This is a genomic window from Streptomyces sp. NPDC096311 (assembly GCF_044763085.1).
Lineage (GTDB): Bacteria > Actinomycetota > Actinomycetes > Streptomycetales > Streptomycetaceae > Streptomyces.
Window position 1 is genome coordinate 736,308 of sequence record NZ_JBIWFN010000001.1, and the last position, 18,207, is coordinate 754,514.

An 18,207-nucleotide genomic window follows, 5' to 3' on the forward strand; every position below is an offset into this window, starting at 1 on the left:
AGCGGGGTCGGCCCTCGGCGAGTGACCTCCGCCATTGTGCAACTAGTTGCATAAGGCGCTGTCCGTCGTCTACAACAGACACACGACACCGCCACGGAGGGCCCGATGAGCCGTTACCCGCACCTGATGAACCCGCTCGACCTGGGCTTCACCACGCTGCCCAACCGCGTGCTCATGGGCTCCATGCACGTGGGCCTGGAGGAGGCCGAGCGAGGCTTCGAGCGCATGGCGGAGTTCTACGCGACCCGGGCCCGCGGCGGCGTCGGTCTCATCGTCACCGGCGGCATCGCGCCCAACGACGCGGGACGGCCGTACGAGGGCGGCGCGAAGCTGACCACCGAGGCGGAGGCCGAGCAGCACACCGAGATCACCGCCGCGGTGCACCGCGAAGGCGGGAAGATCGCGATGCAGATCCTGCACTTCGGGCGCTACGCCTACCACCAGGACCTGGTCGCCCCGAGCGCCCTGCAGGCCCCGATCAGCCTCTTTTCGCCGCACGCGCTCACCGACGCCGAGGTCGAGCGGACCATCGACGACTACGCCCGCGCCGCCGAGCTCGCACAGCGGGCCGGGTACGACGGCGTCGAGATCATGGGCTCCGAGGGCTATCTGATCAACGAGTTCATCGCCGCGCAGACCAACAAGCGCGAGGACAGCTGGGGCGGCTCGTACGAGAACCGCATGCGCTTCCCCGTCGAGATCGTGCGGCGCGTGCGCGAGGCCGTCGGCGAGAACTTCATCATCATCTACCGGCTCTCCATGCTGGACCTGGTGCCGGGCGGCTCCACCCTGGACGAGGTGATCACGCTGGCCCGGGCCGTCGAGGCGGCCGGAGCGACGATCATCAACACCGGCATCGGCTGGCACGAGGCCCGTATCCCCACCATCGCGACCTCCGTGCCACGCGGCGCCTACACCTGGGTGACCAAGAAGGTCATGGGCACGGTCTCCATCCCCCTGGTGACCACCAACCGCATCAACACCCCTGAACTCGCCGAGCAGTTGCTCGCCGACGGCCACGCCGACATGGTGTCGCTGGCCCGGCCGATGCTCGCCGACCCCGACTTCGTGGCCAAGGCGGCGGCCGGGCGGCCGGAGGCCATCAACACCTGCATCGGCTGCAACCAGGCCTGCCTCGACCACACCTTCAGCGGGAAGATCACCTCCTGCCTGGTCAACCCGCGCGCCTGCCACGAGACGGAGCTCGTCCTCGCACCGACCCGGCTGCGCAAGCGCGTCGCCGTCGTCGGCGCCGGGCCCGCCGGCCTGGCCTGCGCGGTCTCCGCGGCCGAACGCGGCCACGACGTCACCCTCTACGACGCCGCGAGCGAGATCGGCGGCCAGCTCAACGTGGCCCGCAAGGTCCCCGGCAAGCAGGAGTTCGACGAGACGATCCGCTACTTCCGCACCCAGCTCCAACTGCACGGCGTGGACGTCCGGTTGAACACCCGCGTCGCCGCCGAGGACGTCTCCGCCTACGACGAGGTCGTGGTCGCCACCGGCGTCAGCCCGCGCACCCCCGAGATCCCCGGCGTCGACCACCCCAGCGTCCTCGGCTACCTCGACGTCCTGCGTGACGGCGCCCCCGTCGGCGACCGGGTCGCGATCCTCGGCGCCGGCGGCATCGGCTTCGACGTCGCCGAGTACCTGACCGACGGCGGCGACAAGGCGAGCGAGGACCCGGCGACGTACTTCCGCCACTGGGGCGTCGACATGGACTACCAGGCACCCGGCGGCCTCGCCGCACCCGAGCGCCCCGCCCCGCCGCGCACGGTCCACCTCCTCCAGCGCAAGGCCTCCAAGGTCGGCGCCGGACTCGGCAAGACCACCGGCTGGATCCACCGCACCGAGCTCAAGCACCGGGGGGTCACCATGGTCCCGGGCGTCCAGTACGACCGGATCGACGACGCCGGACTGCACGTCACCGTCGAGGGCCACCGTCAGGTCCTGGAGGTCGACACCGTCGTGCTGTGCACCGGCCAGGACCCGCGCCGCGACCTGTACGAGGAACTGTCCGCGGCGGGGCGCAGCGTGCACCTCATCGGCGGTGCCGACGTGGCCGCCGAACTGGACGCCAAGCGCGCCATCAAGCAGGGTACGGAGCTGGCGGCGGCGCTGTGACCGGCCGCGCCGCGGCCGGGGCGGTCGCGCCCGGGGCCTCGGGCCGGCGTCCCTAGGATGACCCCATGTCACTCCCGCACGCGATCCTCACCGCCCTGCTCGAGAAGCCGTCGTCGGGCCTCGAACTGACCCGGAGGTTCGACAAGTCGATCGGCTACTTCTGGTCGGCGACGCATCAGCAGATCTATCGCGAGCTGGGAAGACTGGAGTCCGAGGGCTACATCCGCGCCCTGCCGTCCCAGCAGCCGGCCCGAGGACAGAAGAAGAGCTACGAGGTGCTGCCGGCGGGCCGCGACGAACTGGCCCGCTGGACCTCCGCGACCCAGGACCCGAAGCCCATGCGGGACACGATGCTGCTGCGGCTGCGCGCCTCGGCCGTCGTCGGCACCGCGGGCATCGCGACGGACCTGCGCCGTCATCTCGACCTGCACCAAAGGCAGTTGGCTGAGTACGAGGAGATCCAGAAGCGCGACTTCCCGCCCGGCAAGGACGCTCCCCAGGACCGGCTGCGGCATCTGGTGCTGCGGGCCGGGATCGACCTGGAGACCTTCTGGACCCGGTGGCTGACGCATGCGCTGGAGGAGTTCGAGCACCTCGACAAGCAGTAGGGGCCGTCCTCTCGACCGGAGTCGGCCGTCCAACGGACCGGAGTCACCGGAGCCGGACGGACGGCCACCGGTGCGACGGACCCCGGGATCAGAGCCGGTGGGGCTTGGCCCGGCGGCGCAGGTACCAGGCCGTTGCCACGACGCCCGACGCCACCAGCGCACCGCCGCCCACCAACGTGGCGGTCCTGTAGTCCTTGGTGGCCCCGCCGAGACCGCCCAGCACGCCGCGTGACGGCGAGGAGGGCAAGGTGGGCAAGGAGATCCTCGGGGTCTTGGTGACCTTGGGGACCGCGCTGGTCGAGACGACGACGGACTGCGTACCGGCCGTCGTCCCGTCCTGGCAGACCACAATGACGGTATAGGTGCCGGCGCTGACGTTGGACCAGACCGCCGACTGAGTCGTGCTCGTTCCGGACAACGGCATCTGGCGGCCTTGGGAGAAGTTCACCTGCCCATTGGCGAGCAGCGAGGCGCTGCCGAAACTGCTGCCTTTGCTCGGGCAGGAATTGGTGGTGACCGAGACGCTGGACCCGCTGGTGCTCACCGAGATCCCCGAACCGAAGGCAGCGGCCGACGGAGCGGTCAGGGTGAGCGGAAGCGCAGCGACGGCGGCCACGGTCAGGCCGGAGCGAAGGAATATCTGAGAAGTACGCATAGGACTGCCCTCCAGCGGCACGGTTGGCGGTACATCCCATGCGCCGCCGAGGATTGGAAAGGCCCGTGCTGCCTCAGGGAGAGCCAATGCGCCTCCGGCTCGGGGCGCACGTGGACGGAGACCGAGCAGGTGACGAATTCGTTCGTCCGGCGGATGAATCCGCGCGATTCGCCGGTGATGCTCTCCGCGCGGACGGCAGCTGACGGATAACGACATCTGTCATCTGTCATCTGTCATCCGTCAGCTGCTGCCTGCTACCTGCTCTCCGTCATCACCACGTGCGGCCCACCTGAAGCAGCCGCTCTCGGACAACCGCCACATGCGGGTTGTCCGACGCGCCCGGCCGCTGAGTGAGGTACCCGGTGTTGATGGGCGGTTCCTCGGGGGACAGCAGGGGCACCAGGGCACCGGAGGCCAGCGCGTCGAGGCACAGATAGCGCGGGAGCACGGTGATCCCGGCGCCCGCGACCACCGCGGCCAGTACGCCTCGCAGGTCGGGCACCGTGATCGACGCCTGGCCGGTCAGCCGTACGCCGAACACGTGCCGCCAGTAACGCCGGGCGATGGGTAGATCTTCGGCGTACGTCACCAGGGGTGCCCCGTGCAGCGCGGCGGGCCCCTCGGTCGCCACGCGGGCCGGGTCGATGCGCTCGGCCCACGACGGGGCGGCGACGAGCACGAACTCCTCGTCCATCAGCGCCGCGGCGGTCAGGGTGCGACCGCGCGGCCGGGTCGTGGCGATGACCAGGTCGAAACGGCCGCCGCGCAGTCCGTCCAGCAGTTCGTCGGTGAGGCCCGGAGTGACGCGCAGACGTACGCCCTGTGCGGTCAGCGGCGCCAGCGCGGGCAGGACGCGCGTGCACAGCAGCTCGGCCGGGCCCGCCAGGTGCACCGGGTCCGGCGGCTGGTCGGCGCCGGCGCCGCGGCGGTCCGCGACCGCCACGAGCGCGTCCAGGGGCGCGGCGACCTCCGCGGCGAGTTCGTCCGCCACCGACGTGGGCACCACGCCCCGTGGCTGCCGTTCGAACAGCTCCCGTCCCAGTTGCTCCTCCAGTGAACGCATCTGCGTCGTCACCGTCGGCTGGGACAGACCGAGCAGCCGCGCGGCCGCCGTGAACGACCCCGCGCGGTGCACGGCGAGGAAGGTGCGCAGCAGGGAGATGTCCAGGGGAGCCGTCGAGGCATCGGGTTCGCTATGGGGCACAGGGGTGAGCCTACGGTTCGCCTATTTCGGGGCGCTGCCGGCGTTCCCACCCGTGGCAGCGCCCGTCGTCACCGTCCGCTCCGCCGAGAACCCGCCCCAGGTGCCGTCCGGCAGCTTCGCGCTGATCCGCACCCGGTACGCGATCCCGGCCTCCCGTCCCACGTAGAAGCTGTAGGTGGCCCTGCCGCTGGGCGGCGTGCCGCCCCAGACGAGTGAGGTCGCCTGTCGGCCGTCCAGGTCGATCCGGTACTCGGTGATCACCCCGTCCGTGCGCGGCGGCAGCCAGGAGAGGTCAAGGTAGTACGCCCCGTCCGTGCGGTGGGACGTCGCGCGGAACCCGGTCGGCGCGGTGCCGCGGCCGTCGTCCGCGCCCGGCGCGGTGCTGAGCCGGACGACGGCGCTCGCGGGGGAGAGGTTGTCCGCCGCGTCGCGGGCTCGCACGGTGAAGGCGTACGCGGTGCCGGGTCTCAGCCCGGTGACGACGGTCGCCGTCTGTCCGCCGCCCACGCTGTGGATCTTCGAGCCGCCCTGGTAGACGTCGTACGAGACCACGCCCCGGGTGTCCGTCGACGCCGACCACTCCAGTTGGGCCGCCCGGCTCCCGACGGCCTTGCCGTGCGGGCGCCCGGGGCGGGTCGGGGGCGTGCGGTCGGCGGCGGCCGCGACCGGTGTAGTGGCGCGCACGGGCTCGCTGGGGGGTCCGGGGTTCCCGTCGGTGTTCAGGGCGCGGACCGTGAAGACGTACTTCGTGGCCGGGGCCAGTCGGGTGACGTCCACCATGTGTTCGTCGCCGGGGACCCGCTCGACCCGTGTGGTGCCGCGGTACACCTCGTAACCGGTGACCTTCACGTCCCCGGAGACGCGGTTCCACATGACGTGCACGCTGGTCGCGCTGCCCGCCGTCGCGGTGACCCCCATCGGGGCCGGGGGCAGCCGCTCGCCCCCGGCGTCGGCTCCCGCACCTCCTGCGCACGCGGTGAGGACGAGCAGCGAGCCGCAGATCAACCCAAGGGAAACGCGTCGCACCGGCCTGCCTTCCCTCGAGGGGATTGGTCTGTACCTATAAGACACGGCTGGCGCGGTCACATCAAGGGGGCGGTGGCCGTTCGTCGGACCGTCCTCGGGCTACGTATGCTGATGCCTGACGCGGTGTGAACTCACCCTCTCGGCAGGGGAGTTCGTGCCCACGGCGCGGACCGCTGTCGTCGCTGATGCCGCGCCGGCGAGGGCGGTCGAGAAGCCCGGGTCCACCACGGCTCGGGCTCTCGGCCGCAATGCACTCGCTGCATACGCCGTGCACCGGCCGCATCCGCCGTGTACCCGCGCATTCGCCGTGCGCTCGCCGTGCACTCGCCGTGCACCCGTCAGGCCCGCTGTGCGCCGTCCGGCCCCTTCGCGGTGGACGCACCGTCAGAAACACGCCAAATTGTGCCGAATGACCGTAAACGTCCACCAGGAGGGGGTCTTTTATCGTGCGTGTTCAGTCGCTGACACTGGCCGCGGCCAGCGTGGCCCTGCTCGCTCCCGTCCCGTTTCCCGCCGCCCGTCCGAGCCCGCCCGTGGTGGTGCGGGAGGGGCGGGAGGGGAGTGTGCGCGCCGCCGACCTGCTCGCCAAGGTCCGTGACTGCGTGCCCGTCTCGAAGGGGCGCTATCGCTCCGACGACGGCAGCCGCGCCGAGATTCCCGTCTGCGGCACGCGGAGCGCGGTGTTCTGGAAGGCGGACATGGATATCGACTGCGACGGCCGCTCCGGGCTCGTGTGCAACGGGCGGACCGACGCGCTCTTCTCCGGGACCACCGCGTACCAGCAGTCCGACGGGCGGTATCTGAGCTCCGAAACCCTCCCGTACGTCGTGGTGCCCGCACCCAGTGGCATCTGGGACCACCGCGCCTACGGCATCCGAGGCGGCTCGGTGGTCGCGGTGATCTACCAGGACCGGGTCCAGTACGCGGTGGTCGGCGACATCGGACCGCGCGACATCATCGGCGAGGCCTCGTACGCCACCGCCAAGGCGCTCGGTATCCGCCCCGACCCGCACGGTGGCGGAACGAGTTCCGGGGTCACCTACATCGCCTTCAAGAACTCCCGGGTGTCGCCCATCGAGGATCACGCGGCAGCCGCGGCGGCGGGTGAGCGACTGGCCCGGGAGTTCGTGCGCGGCGGCTGAGCGGCCGCGAGGGCGGTTCCTTCAGGTGCTCGAGGGCGTCAGACCGCCGACCAGCCGTTGTCGACGGGCAGAATCGCGCCGTTGATGTTGCTCGCCGCGTCGGAGGCGAGGAACAGGATGGCGGCGGCCTGCTCCTCGGCCTCGGCCGCGGTGCCCACATTGCCCATGTACGAGGCGAGGACCTGCGGGCCGAGGGCCTCGCGGTCGGCGTCCACGGTGATGGCGGTCTTCGTGCCGCCGGGGGCGATGGCGTTGGCCCGGATGCCCTTGTTGCGATACGTCACGGCGAGGGACTTGGTGAGGCCCGCGATGCCGTGCTTCGAGGCGGTGTACGCGGCGCCCGCAGCGCTGCCGCGCAGGCTCGCCTCGGAGGCGGTGTTCACGATGGCGCCCTTGCCCGCCTCCAGCATGTGCGGGAGCACCGCCCGGGTGAGCAGGAAGGGGGCGGTGAGGTTGACCCGTATGACCCGCTCCCACTCCGCGTCGCCGACCTCACCGGCCGCCGACATGCGGTCCATGATGCCGGCGTTGTTGACCAGCACGTCCACCCCGCCGAACTGCTCCACGGCGGTCGCGGTCACCCGGTCGACCACGGCCTGCTCGCTCAGGTCGCCCGTCACGGCCACGGCGGTGCCGCCGGCCGCCGTTATCTCCTCGACGACCTTCTCGGCGCCCTCGACGTTGAGGTCGGCCACCAGGACCCGGGCGCCCTCCGCTGCGAAGGCCAGGGCGGTGGCCCGCCCGATTCCGGAGCCCGCTCCGGTGACGATGACGCTGCGGCCGGCCAGTCCAGTGGTGCTCATGACGTGCTCCCAGAAGTGCGTGCGTGGTGCGACGAGGTCGTCGTGCGCCACACAGTACGACTTAGTGTCTCTCAATGACATAAAGTCTGGAGCCGTTTTCGAGATCGTTAGAATCGCGGCAGCCCCGGGCGGCAGCCGCCCGTCGTCGAGTCGAGGGAGTCGCCAGTGCCGGACGGCGCGATCACGGAACCCCCCGGCCGGGGCCGCGGCCGTACGGGCCGGCCGCCGCTGACCGAGCGGCGCAAGGCCGAGATCCGGCTGGAGATCGCCCGCGCCGCGGTAGAACTGTTCGTCGCCCATGGGGTGGCCGCGACCACCGGGGAGCAGATCGGGCAGGCGGTCGGGGTCTCCGCGCGGACCGTGTGGCGTTACTTTCCGAGCAAGGAAAGCTGCGTGAGCCCGCTGTTCGCGGCCGGGATCGACGCGGTAGCCGCCTCCCTGCGGGAATGGCGCCCTGGCCGGCCGCTCGAGGACGCCCTGGAACGGGCGGTCACGACCGGCGACCCCTCGATGCCTCGACCGCACCTCCCCAGGATCCGGGCGCTGATGAGACTGACCCGGACCGAGCCGGGCCTGCGCGCCGTCTGGCTCCAGGCGCACGACGAGGCCGAGCCTGCCTTCGCCCGCGCCCTCGCCGACCGGGCCGGCCTGCCCGCCGTCGACCTGCGCTCGGAGATCCAGGCCGCCATGCTCAACAGCGCCCTGCGCACGGCGGTCGAGCACTATGCGTGGCGCACGGACGAGGAGCAGCCCGACCCCGCGGTGGCGCAGGCCGAACTGGTGTCGACCGTGCGCTCGGCCCTCGCCATCGTCGCGGAAGGGCTCGCCTGAGGGCTGGGCCGGGCGCCGGTCGACCGCGGTCGACGCCTGGCCGACGAGGCCTTCGTGCCCCAGCGCTCAGACCTCCCGGCCCAGCGCTCCCCGGCCCCGCAATCACACCGTCCGGCCCCCGCACTCACACGCTCCAGCCCCTGCTCTCACGCCTTCCGGTAGGTGTACGCCTCCGCGGCCGCCGCCTCGACGGCCGCGAGGTCGGCTCCGGTCGAGGCCGTGACGACCGCGGCCACCGCGCCCTCGACGAAGGGTGCGTCCACCAGGCGGCTGTTGTCGGGGAGCTCGTCCCCCTCCGCCAGCAGGGCCTTCACGGTGAGGACGGCGCTGCCCAGGTCGGTGAGCACGGCGACTCCGGCGCCGCGGTCCACTGAGGCGGCCGCCGCGGAGATCAGTTCGGCGCTGGTGCCGAGACCGCCGTCCACCGTTCCGCCGGCGGCGGCGACGGGAGCGGTCGTGTCGCCGCCCGCGAGTCCCGTCGCCAGCTCGGCGACCGAGGCGGCGACGGCGGCGCTGTGGGAGACCAGCACGATGCCGACGAACTGGTTCGCGCTGCCCGGGGATTCACTCATCGCGGGCCTCCACGAGCGCGCCGACCAGCAGGGACGAGGACGTGGCACCCGGATCCTGGTGCCCGATGCTGCGCTCGCCCAGATAGCTGGCCCGGCCCTTGCGGGCCTGGAGTGGTGTCGTCGCGACGGCGCCCTCCTCGGCGGCCGTCTTCGCCGCGGCGAAGGACTCGGCGAGCGCGTCCACCGCGGGCACCAGCGCGTCGATCATGGTCTTGTCGCCGGGCGCGGCTCCGCCCAGCGCCATCACCGCGTCCACTCCCGCGCGCAACGCGTCCGTGAACTGTTCCTCGGTGACCTCCGCGGTGTCCCCCAGGGCCTTGCCCGTACTCCGGAGCAGGGTGCCGTACAGAGGCCCCGACGCGCCGCCGACCGTGGAGATCAGCCGGCGTCCGGCGAGGGTGAGAACGGCGCCGGGGGTGTCCGGCGCCTCCTTCTCCAGCGCGACCACCACGGCGGTGAACCCGCGCTGCAGATTGCTGCCGTGGTCGGCGTCGCCGATCGGCGAGTCCAGAGCGGTGAGCCGCTCCGCCTCGCGGTCCACGGACGCGGCGGTCGCCGTCATCCAACGGCGGAAGAACTCGGCGTCGAGCACAGAATCTCCTTGCGTGGTACGAACGTTGACCGGGCGGGAGGGCGGCATCATGCTGATGCCGCCGGGGTTCACACGCCCCAGCGCAACGCGGGCGTCTTCACCGGCGCGTCCCACAGCCGCAGCAGCTCCTCGTCCACCTGGCACAGCGTCACCGAGGCGCCCGCCATGTCCAGCGAGGTGACGTAGTTCCCGACCAGCGTGCGCGCCACGGGCACCCCGCGCTCGGTGAGCACCCGGTTCACCTCCGCGTAGAACCCGTACAGCTCCAGGAGCGGCGTCGCACCCATGCCGTTGACCAGCAGCAGGACGGGATTGCGCGGGTTCAGGTCCTCCAGGATCGCGTTGACCGAGAAGTCGGCGATCTCGTGCGAGGTCATCATCGCGCGCCGCTCCCGGCCCGGCTCGCCGTGGATGCCGACGCCGAGCTCCAGCTCCCCCGGCGGGAGGTCGAAGGTGGGGCTGCCCTTGGCCGGCGTGCTGCAGGCGCTCAGTGCGACGCCGAAGCTGCGGGAGTTCTCGTTCACCTGCCGGGCCAGCGCCTGCACCCGCTCCAGCGGGGCGGCCTCCTCGGCCGCGGCGCCCGCGATCTTCTCCACGAACAGGGTCGCGCCGGTGCCGCGCCGTCCGGCGGTGTACAGACTGTCGGTGACGGCGACGTCGTCATTGACGAGGACCTTCGCCACCCGGATGCCCTCCTCCTCGGCGAGCTCGGCCGCCATGTCGAAGTTGAGCACGTCCCCCGTGTAGTTCTTCACGATGAACAGCACGCCCGCGCCGCTGTTCACGGCCGCCGCCGCGCGCAGCATCTGGTCCGGCACCGGTGACGTGAAGACCTCGCCCGGACAGGCCGCCGACAACATCCCGGGGCCCACGAATCCACCGTGCAGCGGTTCATGCCCCGACCCGCCGCCGGAGACGAGTCCCACCCTGCCGGGCACCGGGACGTCCCGCCGTACGATCACCCGGTTGTCCACATCCACCGTCAGCTCGGGATGCGCGGCCGCCATACCCCGCAGCGCGTCCGCGACCACCGTCTCCGCCACGTTGATGAGCATCCTCACGGGTACCTCCTGGTGAGACTAGCAGATGAGTCCCTGACCTCTATCTTTGCAGGTCAGGCTGGGACGAGCCAGTTAACGATCTTGGCGATCCTTGGTGGTTCAAAGCGGGTCCTGGCGGTACTGATGCTGACTGAATGCTGACTTTAGTGACGGGGCGTCAGGGGAGGTGGGCGGGCGCAGTATCGGTTCCCGGAGGCTCCTCTCGGCAGTATCGATACTGACGGAGGGCGGGTCACGTGTGCGGACGCCAACGGGTGCAGGTGGTCTCGCAGACGGTTTCGCCAGCTTTCCCGAGTGCCTGGGAAGCGCGGCACATCCACTTCAGTATCAGTCACTGGCTGGCCTTCCGAACTGGGCACTGGGATGTCGCGCCGTGCCCAGCGGTGGTGCATTCCGTGAAGAACAAACTAACCCTTGCGCTGGCTCCTGCGTAGTGGGCTGGAGCCGATTCGGACGGGGACTAAGTGCAAGAGATCATTCTTCAACCGGGAGACCGCAGTTGCTGTCGATCCTGCGTTGCAGTATGAGTCGCTGGTCGGTTACGCGGGATGCTTATGGAGAGCGGTTTCGTCCGAGGAATGCGCGAAGAGATCTTCTTGAAGTCGTCTACCTGGTGGCGCTGACCTGCGGTGATGTTGCTGGGAACCTCTCTGGCCTGGGCTGATCCGTCTTTCTGGGCCTTTCACGCTCGTGCCCGGTTACGCAGTCGATTCTCCCCACGCGCGCCCCAGCGCCGCTCGTACTCCCCAGATTCTCCCCAGAGAATGGTCCCCGCACGTGGTTGGTGGGGCGTGCTAGAGAAGCTGCTCCGGCGGGTTCGATGATCACAGGCGGTTGCTGCCGAGGGGTGAGGCGGAAGCCGTCGGTAGCCGCTGCCACCCATTTTGCCTGCCTCTCCATGATCTCCGGATGACGCTGGCTCACGGCAGGGACGGTGCCACGGACGACGACGAGGGCCGCACCGCCATCGGAACACCCCGCGCTGGCGGGAACGACACCCGCGGACCCTGCTGGGTGCTGGTGGCGAGCGGAATACCCCCGCATCTGCGGGAGTGATCCGGGAGCAACGCCTCTACCTGTTCCTGATCTCGCGCGCTTCCCGCCGATGCGAGGGTGAACCGTAGGGGTAGTACTCCGAGCGCTGCACCAGGAAGTGCGTCCTGCCGACGTCCACCGACTGGAGCGGGACGCCGTGGTGTTCACCACCCTCGCCAAGGGCCGGTCCGGCCGCCTCCTCGACGACGGCAACTGGCGCCGCCAGATCTGGTGGCCGGCCGTCGAGGGCGCCCACTACTTCGACATCGACGGCGAGCAGCAGCTCGTCCCGCACTACCCGCCCCACTCCATGCGTCACACCTGCGCCTCGTGGCTGGTCCAGAAAGGAGTCTCGCTCTACGAGGTCCAGCACCTCCTCGGCCACGAGAGCTTCCAGACCACCCAGCGCTACGCCCACCTCCAGCCGGGTGCCCACAAGGCAGTCCTCGGAGTCTGGGAACGCCTCGAATCCCGGCTCACCGTCGCCGCGTAAAACCCACTCCGCCCTGTCCCTCATGGGACGGGACGGAGGCGTATGGGCGCTCAGGCTGCCCTGCGCCCTCCGTAGGGCAGCGCCCAGCGGCCTTTGCTGTCGAACGGCCAGGGACGGGCGAGAGACATCTACTAGGAGCAGTTCGTGCAGAGCCTGACGGCTGGCTGGCGGATCAGGCGGCGCCGCCAACGGCGCGGTCAACTGAAGCCTTCCCCGAGCGAGGGTGATTGGTGTACGAGATCATCCAGTTCGGGAGATCCGGGGTGCGCAACGGATCTTGGCGGTGCGCCTCTCCGCGGGGATGATGGAACGCGGATGAGTGCGAAGACGGGGGACTATGAGCCGACTTGAGACGGGCGCAGACGGACGCGGAGGAGGCAGCGTACCCGGCCATTCACCGATGCCTCTTCCAACTCCATTGACGGTTACTGCGCCCCTGCTATTGAACACATACGACCTGGGATGGGTGACAGTTGAGCACCTAGTGGTCGCGCTGGCGAAGGAAGCCCGCTTGTCCGGTCGCCGAGGGCAAAACCAGCAGGGCATCGATGTAGTGGCCTTCTTCGCTGATGCGGCCCCTACTGTCTATCAAGCTAAACGCTATAGAACCTTCACTGCTGCTCACCTTCGTGCCGCAATACACCACTATGCCCAGGGGCGAAGGCCGTTCGCAGCTGAACGCATGGTCGTGGTCACCACAGCTCCGGTCGAAGATACGGCGGTCGACGCCGAACTGCACTCGCTGCGTGGGAAGTACCCCGACCTGGCCATTGAGCTGTGGGGGCAGAAGCAGTTGTCCGACCTGCTCAACCCCCGTCCGGAGTTGGTCGAACGGTTCTTCGGCGAAGCCACCCGTCGCCTGTTCTGCCGCGCCCCTGTACCTCAGGAGCAGCCTGACCTCGCGGTGGGCAGCGCTGCGCTGACGGAGTACGTCACCAAGGCGGTCGAATACTGGTCGTTGAACCTCCGCGAGCATGTGCCGCTCACTCTGAGTGCAACTGCTGATGAACCGTTCCGGGTTTGATCGAGGCTCGATCTTTTGGAAGGATCGAGTCCTTTATGGCGAAGCAATACCCGAAGGAGCTCAAGGAGCGGGCCGTGCGCCTGGTCCTGGAGACTCGTGATCAGTACAAGACGGAGTCCGCGGCGATCCGCTCGATCGGAGCGAAGCTCGACATCAGGCCGGAGTCCCTGCGGAACTGGGTGCGTCAGGCCGAGGTCGACGCCGGTGCCCGGACCGGGACTACGACTGAGGAATCCGCCCAGCTCAAGGCCCTCAAGAAGACTACGGGCCCGGGCCCGGGCCCGGGCCGGGGACGGGATCCGGGCAGCCGGGTCACCGGCCTGCGCGACTGTCAGCAGCGCGGCAATGGCGGTTGCTGCACAGAGGACCGTCCGCTATGCCGGCCGTCCCCGGCGCAGGGTGGTGGTCGGCGCGGCGAGTGGCGAGCCGACTGCCGTACCGGCGGAACCGGCCTCCGTGTGGAACCCCGTGGCCGCCAGTAGCGGCAGGTTCACCTGGAAGTTGAACCCGGCAGTTAGGCGGCGGGGATCGGCGAGGACGCTCAGACGCTCGCTCGCCGGCTGGGCCACCCAGACCGTGGGGCTGTCGCCGTCGCCCGGCCGACCTCAGCCGTTGACCGACCGGCAGTACGCGACCCTCCTCCCGGATTCAACGGCACGGCGCCCGTGGTGATCGCGAACCGCGGGCCTCGGTCCCGGACGGCGCGCCGTACGCGTGGGAATTCCCTTCGAGCGAGGACCGCCGGGACAGGGTGCCCTATCCCGTGCTGCTCAGCGCGGAGGCTGATGGAAATCGTTGCCTCTCATGGGCTGAATCTCAGTGGTAGCCGCGCTTCCTGGGAGTTGGCCTCATGACCGGTCTGTCGCCTCACAGTCCACTAATTGCTGGTTCACGTTGCCTTTTCATGTCTGTTCGATGCCTTGACGTCACAGGGTGGCGACCAGCAAGGTGTGTAGACAACGTTTTCTGCCTGGAGGTGGCCATAGTGGGATTCAGCCTCAACGGAACGCAGTTCACCGACGTCGACGGCAGCCCCGTCCACGCTCGCTCGGACGACATCTCCCGCTAGGCCTCCGCCCCGGAGCCGGGGCGTGCCGACATCTACCGGCCGAAGGCTTTGCGCAACGAGCAGCAGTACGCCACGGCCGACGCGATCGGGCGTGAGCGGAGCGGACCGCGCGACGTCCGTGACACCACCGCCTACGGGTCACAGAGCACCTCGGCGCTCCCGGCGCCACAGATGGTGTCCGCGCGGTTGCCTGAGCACCTGGCGCCCGACCTCGCCAAAGGCATCACAGGACCGGTCCCGAGCGCTGCTTCCTGACACCCCCCGCAGGGTCACCGGTGTTCGGGAGTCCGCGCCGAAGCCACGAAGCCCTGCCCCCGCCCCCCGCACCGCTAGCGCAAGGAGAAGACACAGCCATGCGTCCACGAAGAAGTTGGGCGGTCGTTCTCGTAACGGCCCTACTGGCGGCGTTCGTTCCGCTCGTCACCGCGTTCGCCACGCCCGCCGTCGCCGCGACCGTCGGCCAGTCGGCCGCCGCTTCCGCGGGTGACGACAGCGGACTGATGACCGACACGCTCGTCACCATCAACAGCGAGACCAGCAGCGCGGGCTTCTCCCACCCCGGGATCGGCCTGACGGCCTCTGATTTCACCAACGCCAGGCGCCAGGTCCGGGCGGGCGTCGAACCGTGGAAGAGCTACTTCGACGCGATGCTCAAGACGAGCTACTCCTCGAAGACCTTGACGTCGAAGAACGGGAGTACCGTCCTCGACCAGCCCGGAACCGATGCCTTCACCAACGTCGGCACGGAGTCCAAGCTCATCGATGACTCCATGGGCGCGTACACGCAGGCGATTCTGTACTACATCACCGGCGACGACGTGTACCGGGCCAACGCCATGAAGATCATCCGGATCTGGAGCCACATGAATCCGGACAAGTACGCCTACTACGCGGACTCCCAGATCCACACGGGCGTCCCGCTGTACCGGCTGCTGTCCGCCGCGGAACTCCTCAGGTACACCAGCTACAACGACAAGTACACGGACTACAACCTCGCGTGGACCGACGCGGATACCGCGAACCTCACCAAGAACCTGATCACGCCGATGACGGCGACCTTCCTGTACAAGAACACCAACTACTTCAACCAGCACAGTTACCCGCTGGTCGGAGCGCTGGCGGGCTACATCTTCACGGACAACCGCGCCCGCTACTCGGAGGGCGTCGAGTGGTTCACCGTGAACGCGACGTCGACCAAGCAGGACATCAATGGCGCCATCGCCGGGATCTTCAAGAAGGTGGACAAGAAGAACCCGCTGAACCCCTACGGGTACTCGTTCGTCCAGCACCAGGAGATGGGCCGGGACCAGGCCCACGCCGGAGGTGACGTCGACACCCTCGCCGGCCTTGCCCGCATCGTCTCGACGCAGGGCACCAAGGTGGACCCGGTCAAGGGAACGCCCTCCGCCGCGAAGAACGCCGTGAGCCCGTTCCGGTTCCTCGACGACCGTCTCCTCGCGGGCGCCAATGCCTACGCCCGGTACATGCTGGGCTACCAGACCCCGTGGGTCGACCTCTCCGGCGGCCCCGGCATGATCGCCGGCGGCTATCGAGGCCGGCTCGCCGTCCTTTCGTCGATCAGCGAGCTGTATGACATCTACACGTACCAGGAGAAGGTCGACGTCGAGAAAGAGGCGCCGTATCTCGCCCTGGCGCACCGGGAGGCGAACGGTCCCCTGTTCTACCGGGGCGGGACCCTGACGAACTTCTGGGGCGGTGTCGACACCGGCCCGGAGTACTGGCTGGCCTTCCCCTCGAAGCTCGCGGGCCAGGTACCGCGGGTCGCCGTCGACGCGAACGTCCAGGTCGAGACCAAGAGCGTCGCCTTCGACAGCCATACCAAGATCAAGACTGAGGGGGACCGTATCTTCGCGAGGGTGAAGCCCTCGGCCAAGGGCAGTCTCCTCGCCGTGCACGACCTGGAATATTCGGACCGCACGAAGTACAGCCCGGTCGCGCTGATGATCCGCACCTCGGCGACGTCGACCCTGGAGATCGCCAAGGACCAGACGACGGCGCCCTTCCACACCATGACCCTGCCGAATACCCATGGTCAGTGGCGCAATGTCACCTACGACATGAGTTACAGCGCCGCACCGGTCAGCCGGTCCGGCGACAACATCGCTTACTACGAGATCATCGGTAAGTCCCACTCGCCCGTCGACATCGACTACGTCAACGTGCTCGCCGGGACGCAGCTCTCCAAGCTCGCCTTCCCGCAGGGCGATGCGACCACCGTCCTCGGTGTCCAGGGCGCGGCCCTGAGCACCTCCCTCGCCGCCACGGATTCCAACAGTGCGGACACGGTGACGTACGAGGGCGACGGCCTGCCGTCCGGGGCGCGGCTCGACCCGGCGACGGGCGAACTCAGCTGGACGCCGTCCAAGAGCCAGGCCGGGGTCCACGACCTGCTCGTGGTGGCGAGCAACGGCACGGTCGACACCGTGCTCAAGGTCAGGGTCGACGTGGCGCAGGACCGCGCCTCCGCCTACACCAAGGCCCAGGCCGGCTACGACGCGGGACAGAAGTACACCTCCGCGTCCCTGACCGCCTTCCAGACCGCCTCGGACGCAGCCAAGGCCGCGATCCCGGCCGCGACCGACGCCGACTTCCTCGCCTCCCTGGTCCAGCTCCAGAAGGCCGTCGCCGGCCTCCAACTGCTGAGCCCGCTGGTCGCGGACGACGGCAGCCTGAACTACCCCTCGCTGGCCACGTCCTCGTTGACCCCCGACACGCTGCGGAACCTGGTCGACGGCGACTACAACACGACCACCGGCGACCTGACGGCCCCGTTCACACTGGACTTCGGAGCCGGGTTCCGGGTGCAGGCCAGTGCCTTCGGCCTTCAGGCGCGCTACATGTTCGCCAACCGTTCCATGGGCGCGAACGTCTACGGTTCGAACGACGGGCAGAGCTGGACGCTCCTGACCGCGCACGAGACGACCGACACGACCGCCCAGAACTATGCGATGGAGACGATTCCGGTCCGCTCCGAGGTCAAGGATCAGTCGTTCAGGTTCTTCAAGGTCCAGGTCGACGACCCGGGCGTGCCCAACGACCCGGCCTACCCGGGCCTGTCGTCGTTCGGTGAGGTCCGCATCCATGGCACCCGGATCGAGACGGTGCAGGCGCTGTCGTCGGTGAAGCTCTCGTCCGACGACGCCGTGGCCGGCCAGGCCGTCAACGGTGACACGGTGACGCTGGACCTGGTGGCCACGCAACCGCTGGACAAGGTCGACGCCACCATCGAAGGCGTCGCCGCGAAGGTCACGAGCACCGACAGCCAGCACTGGCAGGCCACCGCGGTGCTGCCGGACGACGTGGACTACGGGCGTGCGCTCCGGTTCACCGCCGAGTACACCACGGCCGACGGCCGTACCGGGGCGACGGTCTTCCAGACCACCGACGGGTCCTCGCTCCAGCTGTGGAACACCCATGTGAAGGTCGCCGGGATCAAGCAGGCCTGGGTCGACGCGTCCACGCCGCAGTGGCCGGGCACGGGCACCACGGCCGCCAACGGATGGCGGATGTTCGACGGCGACATCACCACCTCCACCGACACCACCACCTCCAACGGCTGGGTGACGGTCGTACCCACGGACGGATCGGCGTTGACGTTCGACGCCGTCCGGGTCCACCCACGTTCGGGGTACGCGAGTCGGGCCAACGGGACGGTTCTCCAGTCGTCGACGGACGGCGGGGCCACCTGGCAGACGGTCCTGACCATCTCGGGCGTGACCAGCGACCAGCAGTGGTACACCTTCACGCCGTCGAAGCGTCAGTCGATCCCGATGCTGCGGGTTCTTGACGACCACGGTGGCAACACCGATGTCGCCGAGGTCCAACTACTGCAGTTCGACCAGCTGCCCGACTGACAGAGAAGCGGGGAGGGGGGGGGGCCCCCCCCCCCCCCCCGGGGCCCCCCCCCCCCCCCGGCCCCCCCGCCCCCCCCCCCCCGCCCACCCACACGC

At 69.5% G+C, this 18,207-nt stretch carries 16 protein-coding genes; 9 read left to right on the forward strand and 7 right to left on the reverse strand.

The features are described from left to right. The first annotated feature begins 105 nt into the window (after positions 1-105). Together ACIRA5_RS03325 and ACIRA5_RS03330 are read left to right on the forward strand one after the other, a co-directional pair. Positions 106-2,121: an FAD-dependent oxidoreductase gene (locus ACIRA5_RS03325; RefSeq protein WP_403686663.1), complete on the forward strand. Its 2,016-nt coding sequence runs from the start codon at positions 106-108 to the stop codon at positions 2,119-2,121. A gap of 65 nt (positions 2,122-2,186) precedes the next feature. Further along, positions 2,187-2,729 carry a PadR family transcriptional regulator gene (locus ACIRA5_RS03330; RefSeq protein WP_403686664.1) on the forward strand — a complete coding sequence of 181 codons (543 nt, stop codon included), beginning with the start codon at positions 2,187-2,189 and terminating at the stop codon, positions 2,727-2,729. An 88-nt stretch (positions 2,730-2,817) separates the two neighbouring features. Here the strand turns inward: ACIRA5_RS03330 and ACIRA5_RS03335 are convergent, their stop codons facing one another. From ACIRA5_RS03335 to ACIRA5_RS03345, 3 genes are all read right to left on the reverse strand, one after another. Continuing rightward, the gene (locus ACIRA5_RS03335; RefSeq protein ID WP_403686666.1) at positions 2,818-3,384 is read right to left on the reverse strand and encodes a hypothetical protein; all 567 of its coding nucleotides are present in this window, start codon (positions 3,382-3,384) and stop codon (positions 2,818-2,820) included. Between the two features lie 271 nt (positions 3,385-3,655). Then, complete coding sequence (locus ACIRA5_RS03340) at positions 3,656-4,588, reverse strand: LysR family transcriptional regulator (RefSeq protein WP_403686668.1); 933 nt, start codon at positions 4,586-4,588, stop codon at positions 3,656-3,658. Positions 4,589-4,609: 21 nt separating this feature from the next. After that, a complete protein-coding gene (locus ACIRA5_RS03345) occupies positions 4,610-5,614 on the reverse strand; it encodes a fibronectin type III domain-containing protein (protein ID WP_403686671.1) in 1,005 nt (334 codons plus the stop codon). A gap of 446 nt (positions 5,615-6,060) precedes the next feature. On the opposite strand from ACIRA5_RS03345, the gene ACIRA5_RS03350 reads away from it, so the two are divergent. Next, positions 6,061-6,756, forward strand: a complete 696-nt coding sequence (locus ACIRA5_RS03350) for a glycoside hydrolase family 75 protein (protein ID WP_403686673.1) — start codon at positions 6,061-6,063, stop codon at positions 6,754-6,756. 38 nt (positions 6,757-6,794) lie between these two features. Here the strand turns inward: ACIRA5_RS03350 and ACIRA5_RS03355 are convergent, their stop codons facing one another. Further along, the gene (locus ACIRA5_RS03355; RefSeq protein WP_403686674.1) at positions 6,795-7,559 is read right to left on the reverse strand and encodes an SDR family NAD(P)-dependent oxidoreductase; all 765 of its coding nucleotides are present in this window, start codon (positions 7,557-7,559) and stop codon (positions 6,795-6,797) included. 165 nt (positions 7,560-7,724) lie between these two features. Here ACIRA5_RS03355 and ACIRA5_RS03360 point away from each other — a divergent pair, with 165 nt between their 5' ends. Then, positions 7,725-8,390, forward strand: coding sequence for a TetR/AcrR family transcriptional regulator (locus ACIRA5_RS03360; RefSeq protein WP_403686675.1), 666 nt, complete (start codon positions 7,725-7,727; stop codon positions 8,388-8,390). 146 nt (positions 8,391-8,536) lie between these two features. Here ACIRA5_RS03360 and ACIRA5_RS03365 read toward each other — a convergent pair whose 3' ends face one another. The 3 genes from ACIRA5_RS03365 to dhaK form a co-directional block, all read right to left on the reverse strand. After that, positions 8,537-8,962, reverse strand: a complete 426-nt coding sequence (locus ACIRA5_RS03365) for a PTS-dependent dihydroxyacetone kinase phosphotransferase subunit DhaM (protein ID WP_403686677.1) — start codon at positions 8,960-8,962, stop codon at positions 8,537-8,539. Next, positions 8,955-9,554 carry a dihydroxyacetone kinase subunit DhaL gene (gene dhaL, locus ACIRA5_RS03370; RefSeq protein WP_403686679.1) on the reverse strand — a complete coding sequence of 200 codons (600 nt, stop codon included), beginning with the start codon at positions 9,552-9,554 and terminating at the stop codon, positions 8,955-8,957. The genes ACIRA5_RS03365 and dhaL overlap by 8 nt, the downstream gene beginning before the upstream one ends. Positions 9,555-9,622: 68 nt before the next feature. Then, positions 9,623-10,615, reverse strand: coding sequence for a dihydroxyacetone kinase subunit DhaK (dhaK, locus tag ACIRA5_RS03375; protein ID WP_403686681.1), 993 nt, complete (start codon positions 10,613-10,615; stop codon positions 9,623-9,625). A gap of 909 nt (positions 10,616-11,524) precedes the next feature. Here dhaK and ACIRA5_RS03380 point away from each other — a divergent pair. The 5 genes from ACIRA5_RS03380 to ACIRA5_RS03400 all read left to right on the forward strand — a co-directional run bounded on the left by ACIRA5_RS03380 (position 11,525) and on the right by ACIRA5_RS03400 (position 18,111). After that, positions 11,525-11,671 (forward strand): hypothetical protein, encoded by a 147-nt coding sequence (locus ACIRA5_RS03380; protein WP_403686683.1) that lies wholly within the window; start codon positions 11,525-11,527, stop codon positions 11,669-11,671. Between the two features lie 97 nt (positions 11,672-11,768). After that, positions 11,769-12,143 (forward strand): tyrosine-type recombinase/integrase, encoded by a 375-nt coding sequence (locus ACIRA5_RS03385; protein ID WP_403686686.1) that lies wholly within the window; start codon positions 11,769-11,771, stop codon positions 12,141-12,143. Between the two features lie 466 nt (positions 12,144-12,609). Further along, entirely contained in the window at positions 12,610-13,167 is a 558-nt protein-coding gene (locus tag ACIRA5_RS03390; protein WP_403686688.1) for a hypothetical protein, read from the forward strand. A gap of 35 nt (positions 13,168-13,202) precedes the next feature. Then, on the forward strand, positions 13,203-13,649 hold the full coding sequence (locus ACIRA5_RS03395; protein WP_403686689.1) for a transposase: 447 nt from the start codon (positions 13,203-13,205) through the stop codon (positions 13,647-13,649). Positions 13,650-14,589: 940 nt separating this feature from the next. After that, the gene (locus ACIRA5_RS03400; protein WP_403686692.1) at positions 14,590-18,111 is read left to right on the forward strand and encodes a putative Ig domain-containing protein; all 3,522 of its coding nucleotides are present in this window, start codon (positions 14,590-14,592) and stop codon (positions 18,109-18,111) included. Positions 18,112-18,207 lie beyond the last annotated feature (96 nt).

What these genes read in the sequence shown, in the direction of transcription:
- ACIRA5_RS03355 (WP_403686674.1), bottom strand. Translation starts at nt 7,559, where the DNA reads ATGAGCACCACTGGACTGGCCGGCCGCAGCGTCATCGTCACCGGAGCG.
- ACIRA5_RS03325 (WP_403686663.1), top strand. Translation starts at nt 106, where the DNA reads ATGAGCCGTTACCCGCACCTGATGAACCCGCTCGACCTGGGCTTCACC.
- ACIRA5_RS03380 (WP_403686683.1), top strand. Translation starts at nt 11,525, where the DNA reads ATGACGCTGGCTCACGGCAGGGACGGTGCCACGGACGACGACGAGGGC.
- ACIRA5_RS03395 (WP_403686689.1), top strand. Translation starts at nt 13,203, where the DNA reads ATGGCGAAGCAATACCCGAAGGAGCTCAAGGAGCGGGCCGTGCGCCTG.
- ACIRA5_RS03335 (WP_403686666.1), bottom strand. Translation starts at nt 3,384, where the DNA reads ATGCGTACTTCTCAGATATTCCTTCGCTCCGGCCTGACCGTGGCCGCC.
- ACIRA5_RS03400 (WP_403686692.1), top strand. Translation starts at nt 14,590, where the DNA reads ATGCGTCCACGAAGAAGTTGGGCGGTCGTTCTCGTAACGGCCCTACTG.
- ACIRA5_RS03365 (WP_403686677.1), bottom strand. Translation starts at nt 8,962, where the DNA reads ATGAGTGAATCCCCGGGCAGCGCGAACCAGTTCGTCGGCATCGTGCTG.
- ACIRA5_RS03330 (WP_403686664.1), top strand. Translation starts at nt 2,187, where the DNA reads ATGTCACTCCCGCACGCGATCCTCACCGCCCTGCTCGAGAAGCCGTCG.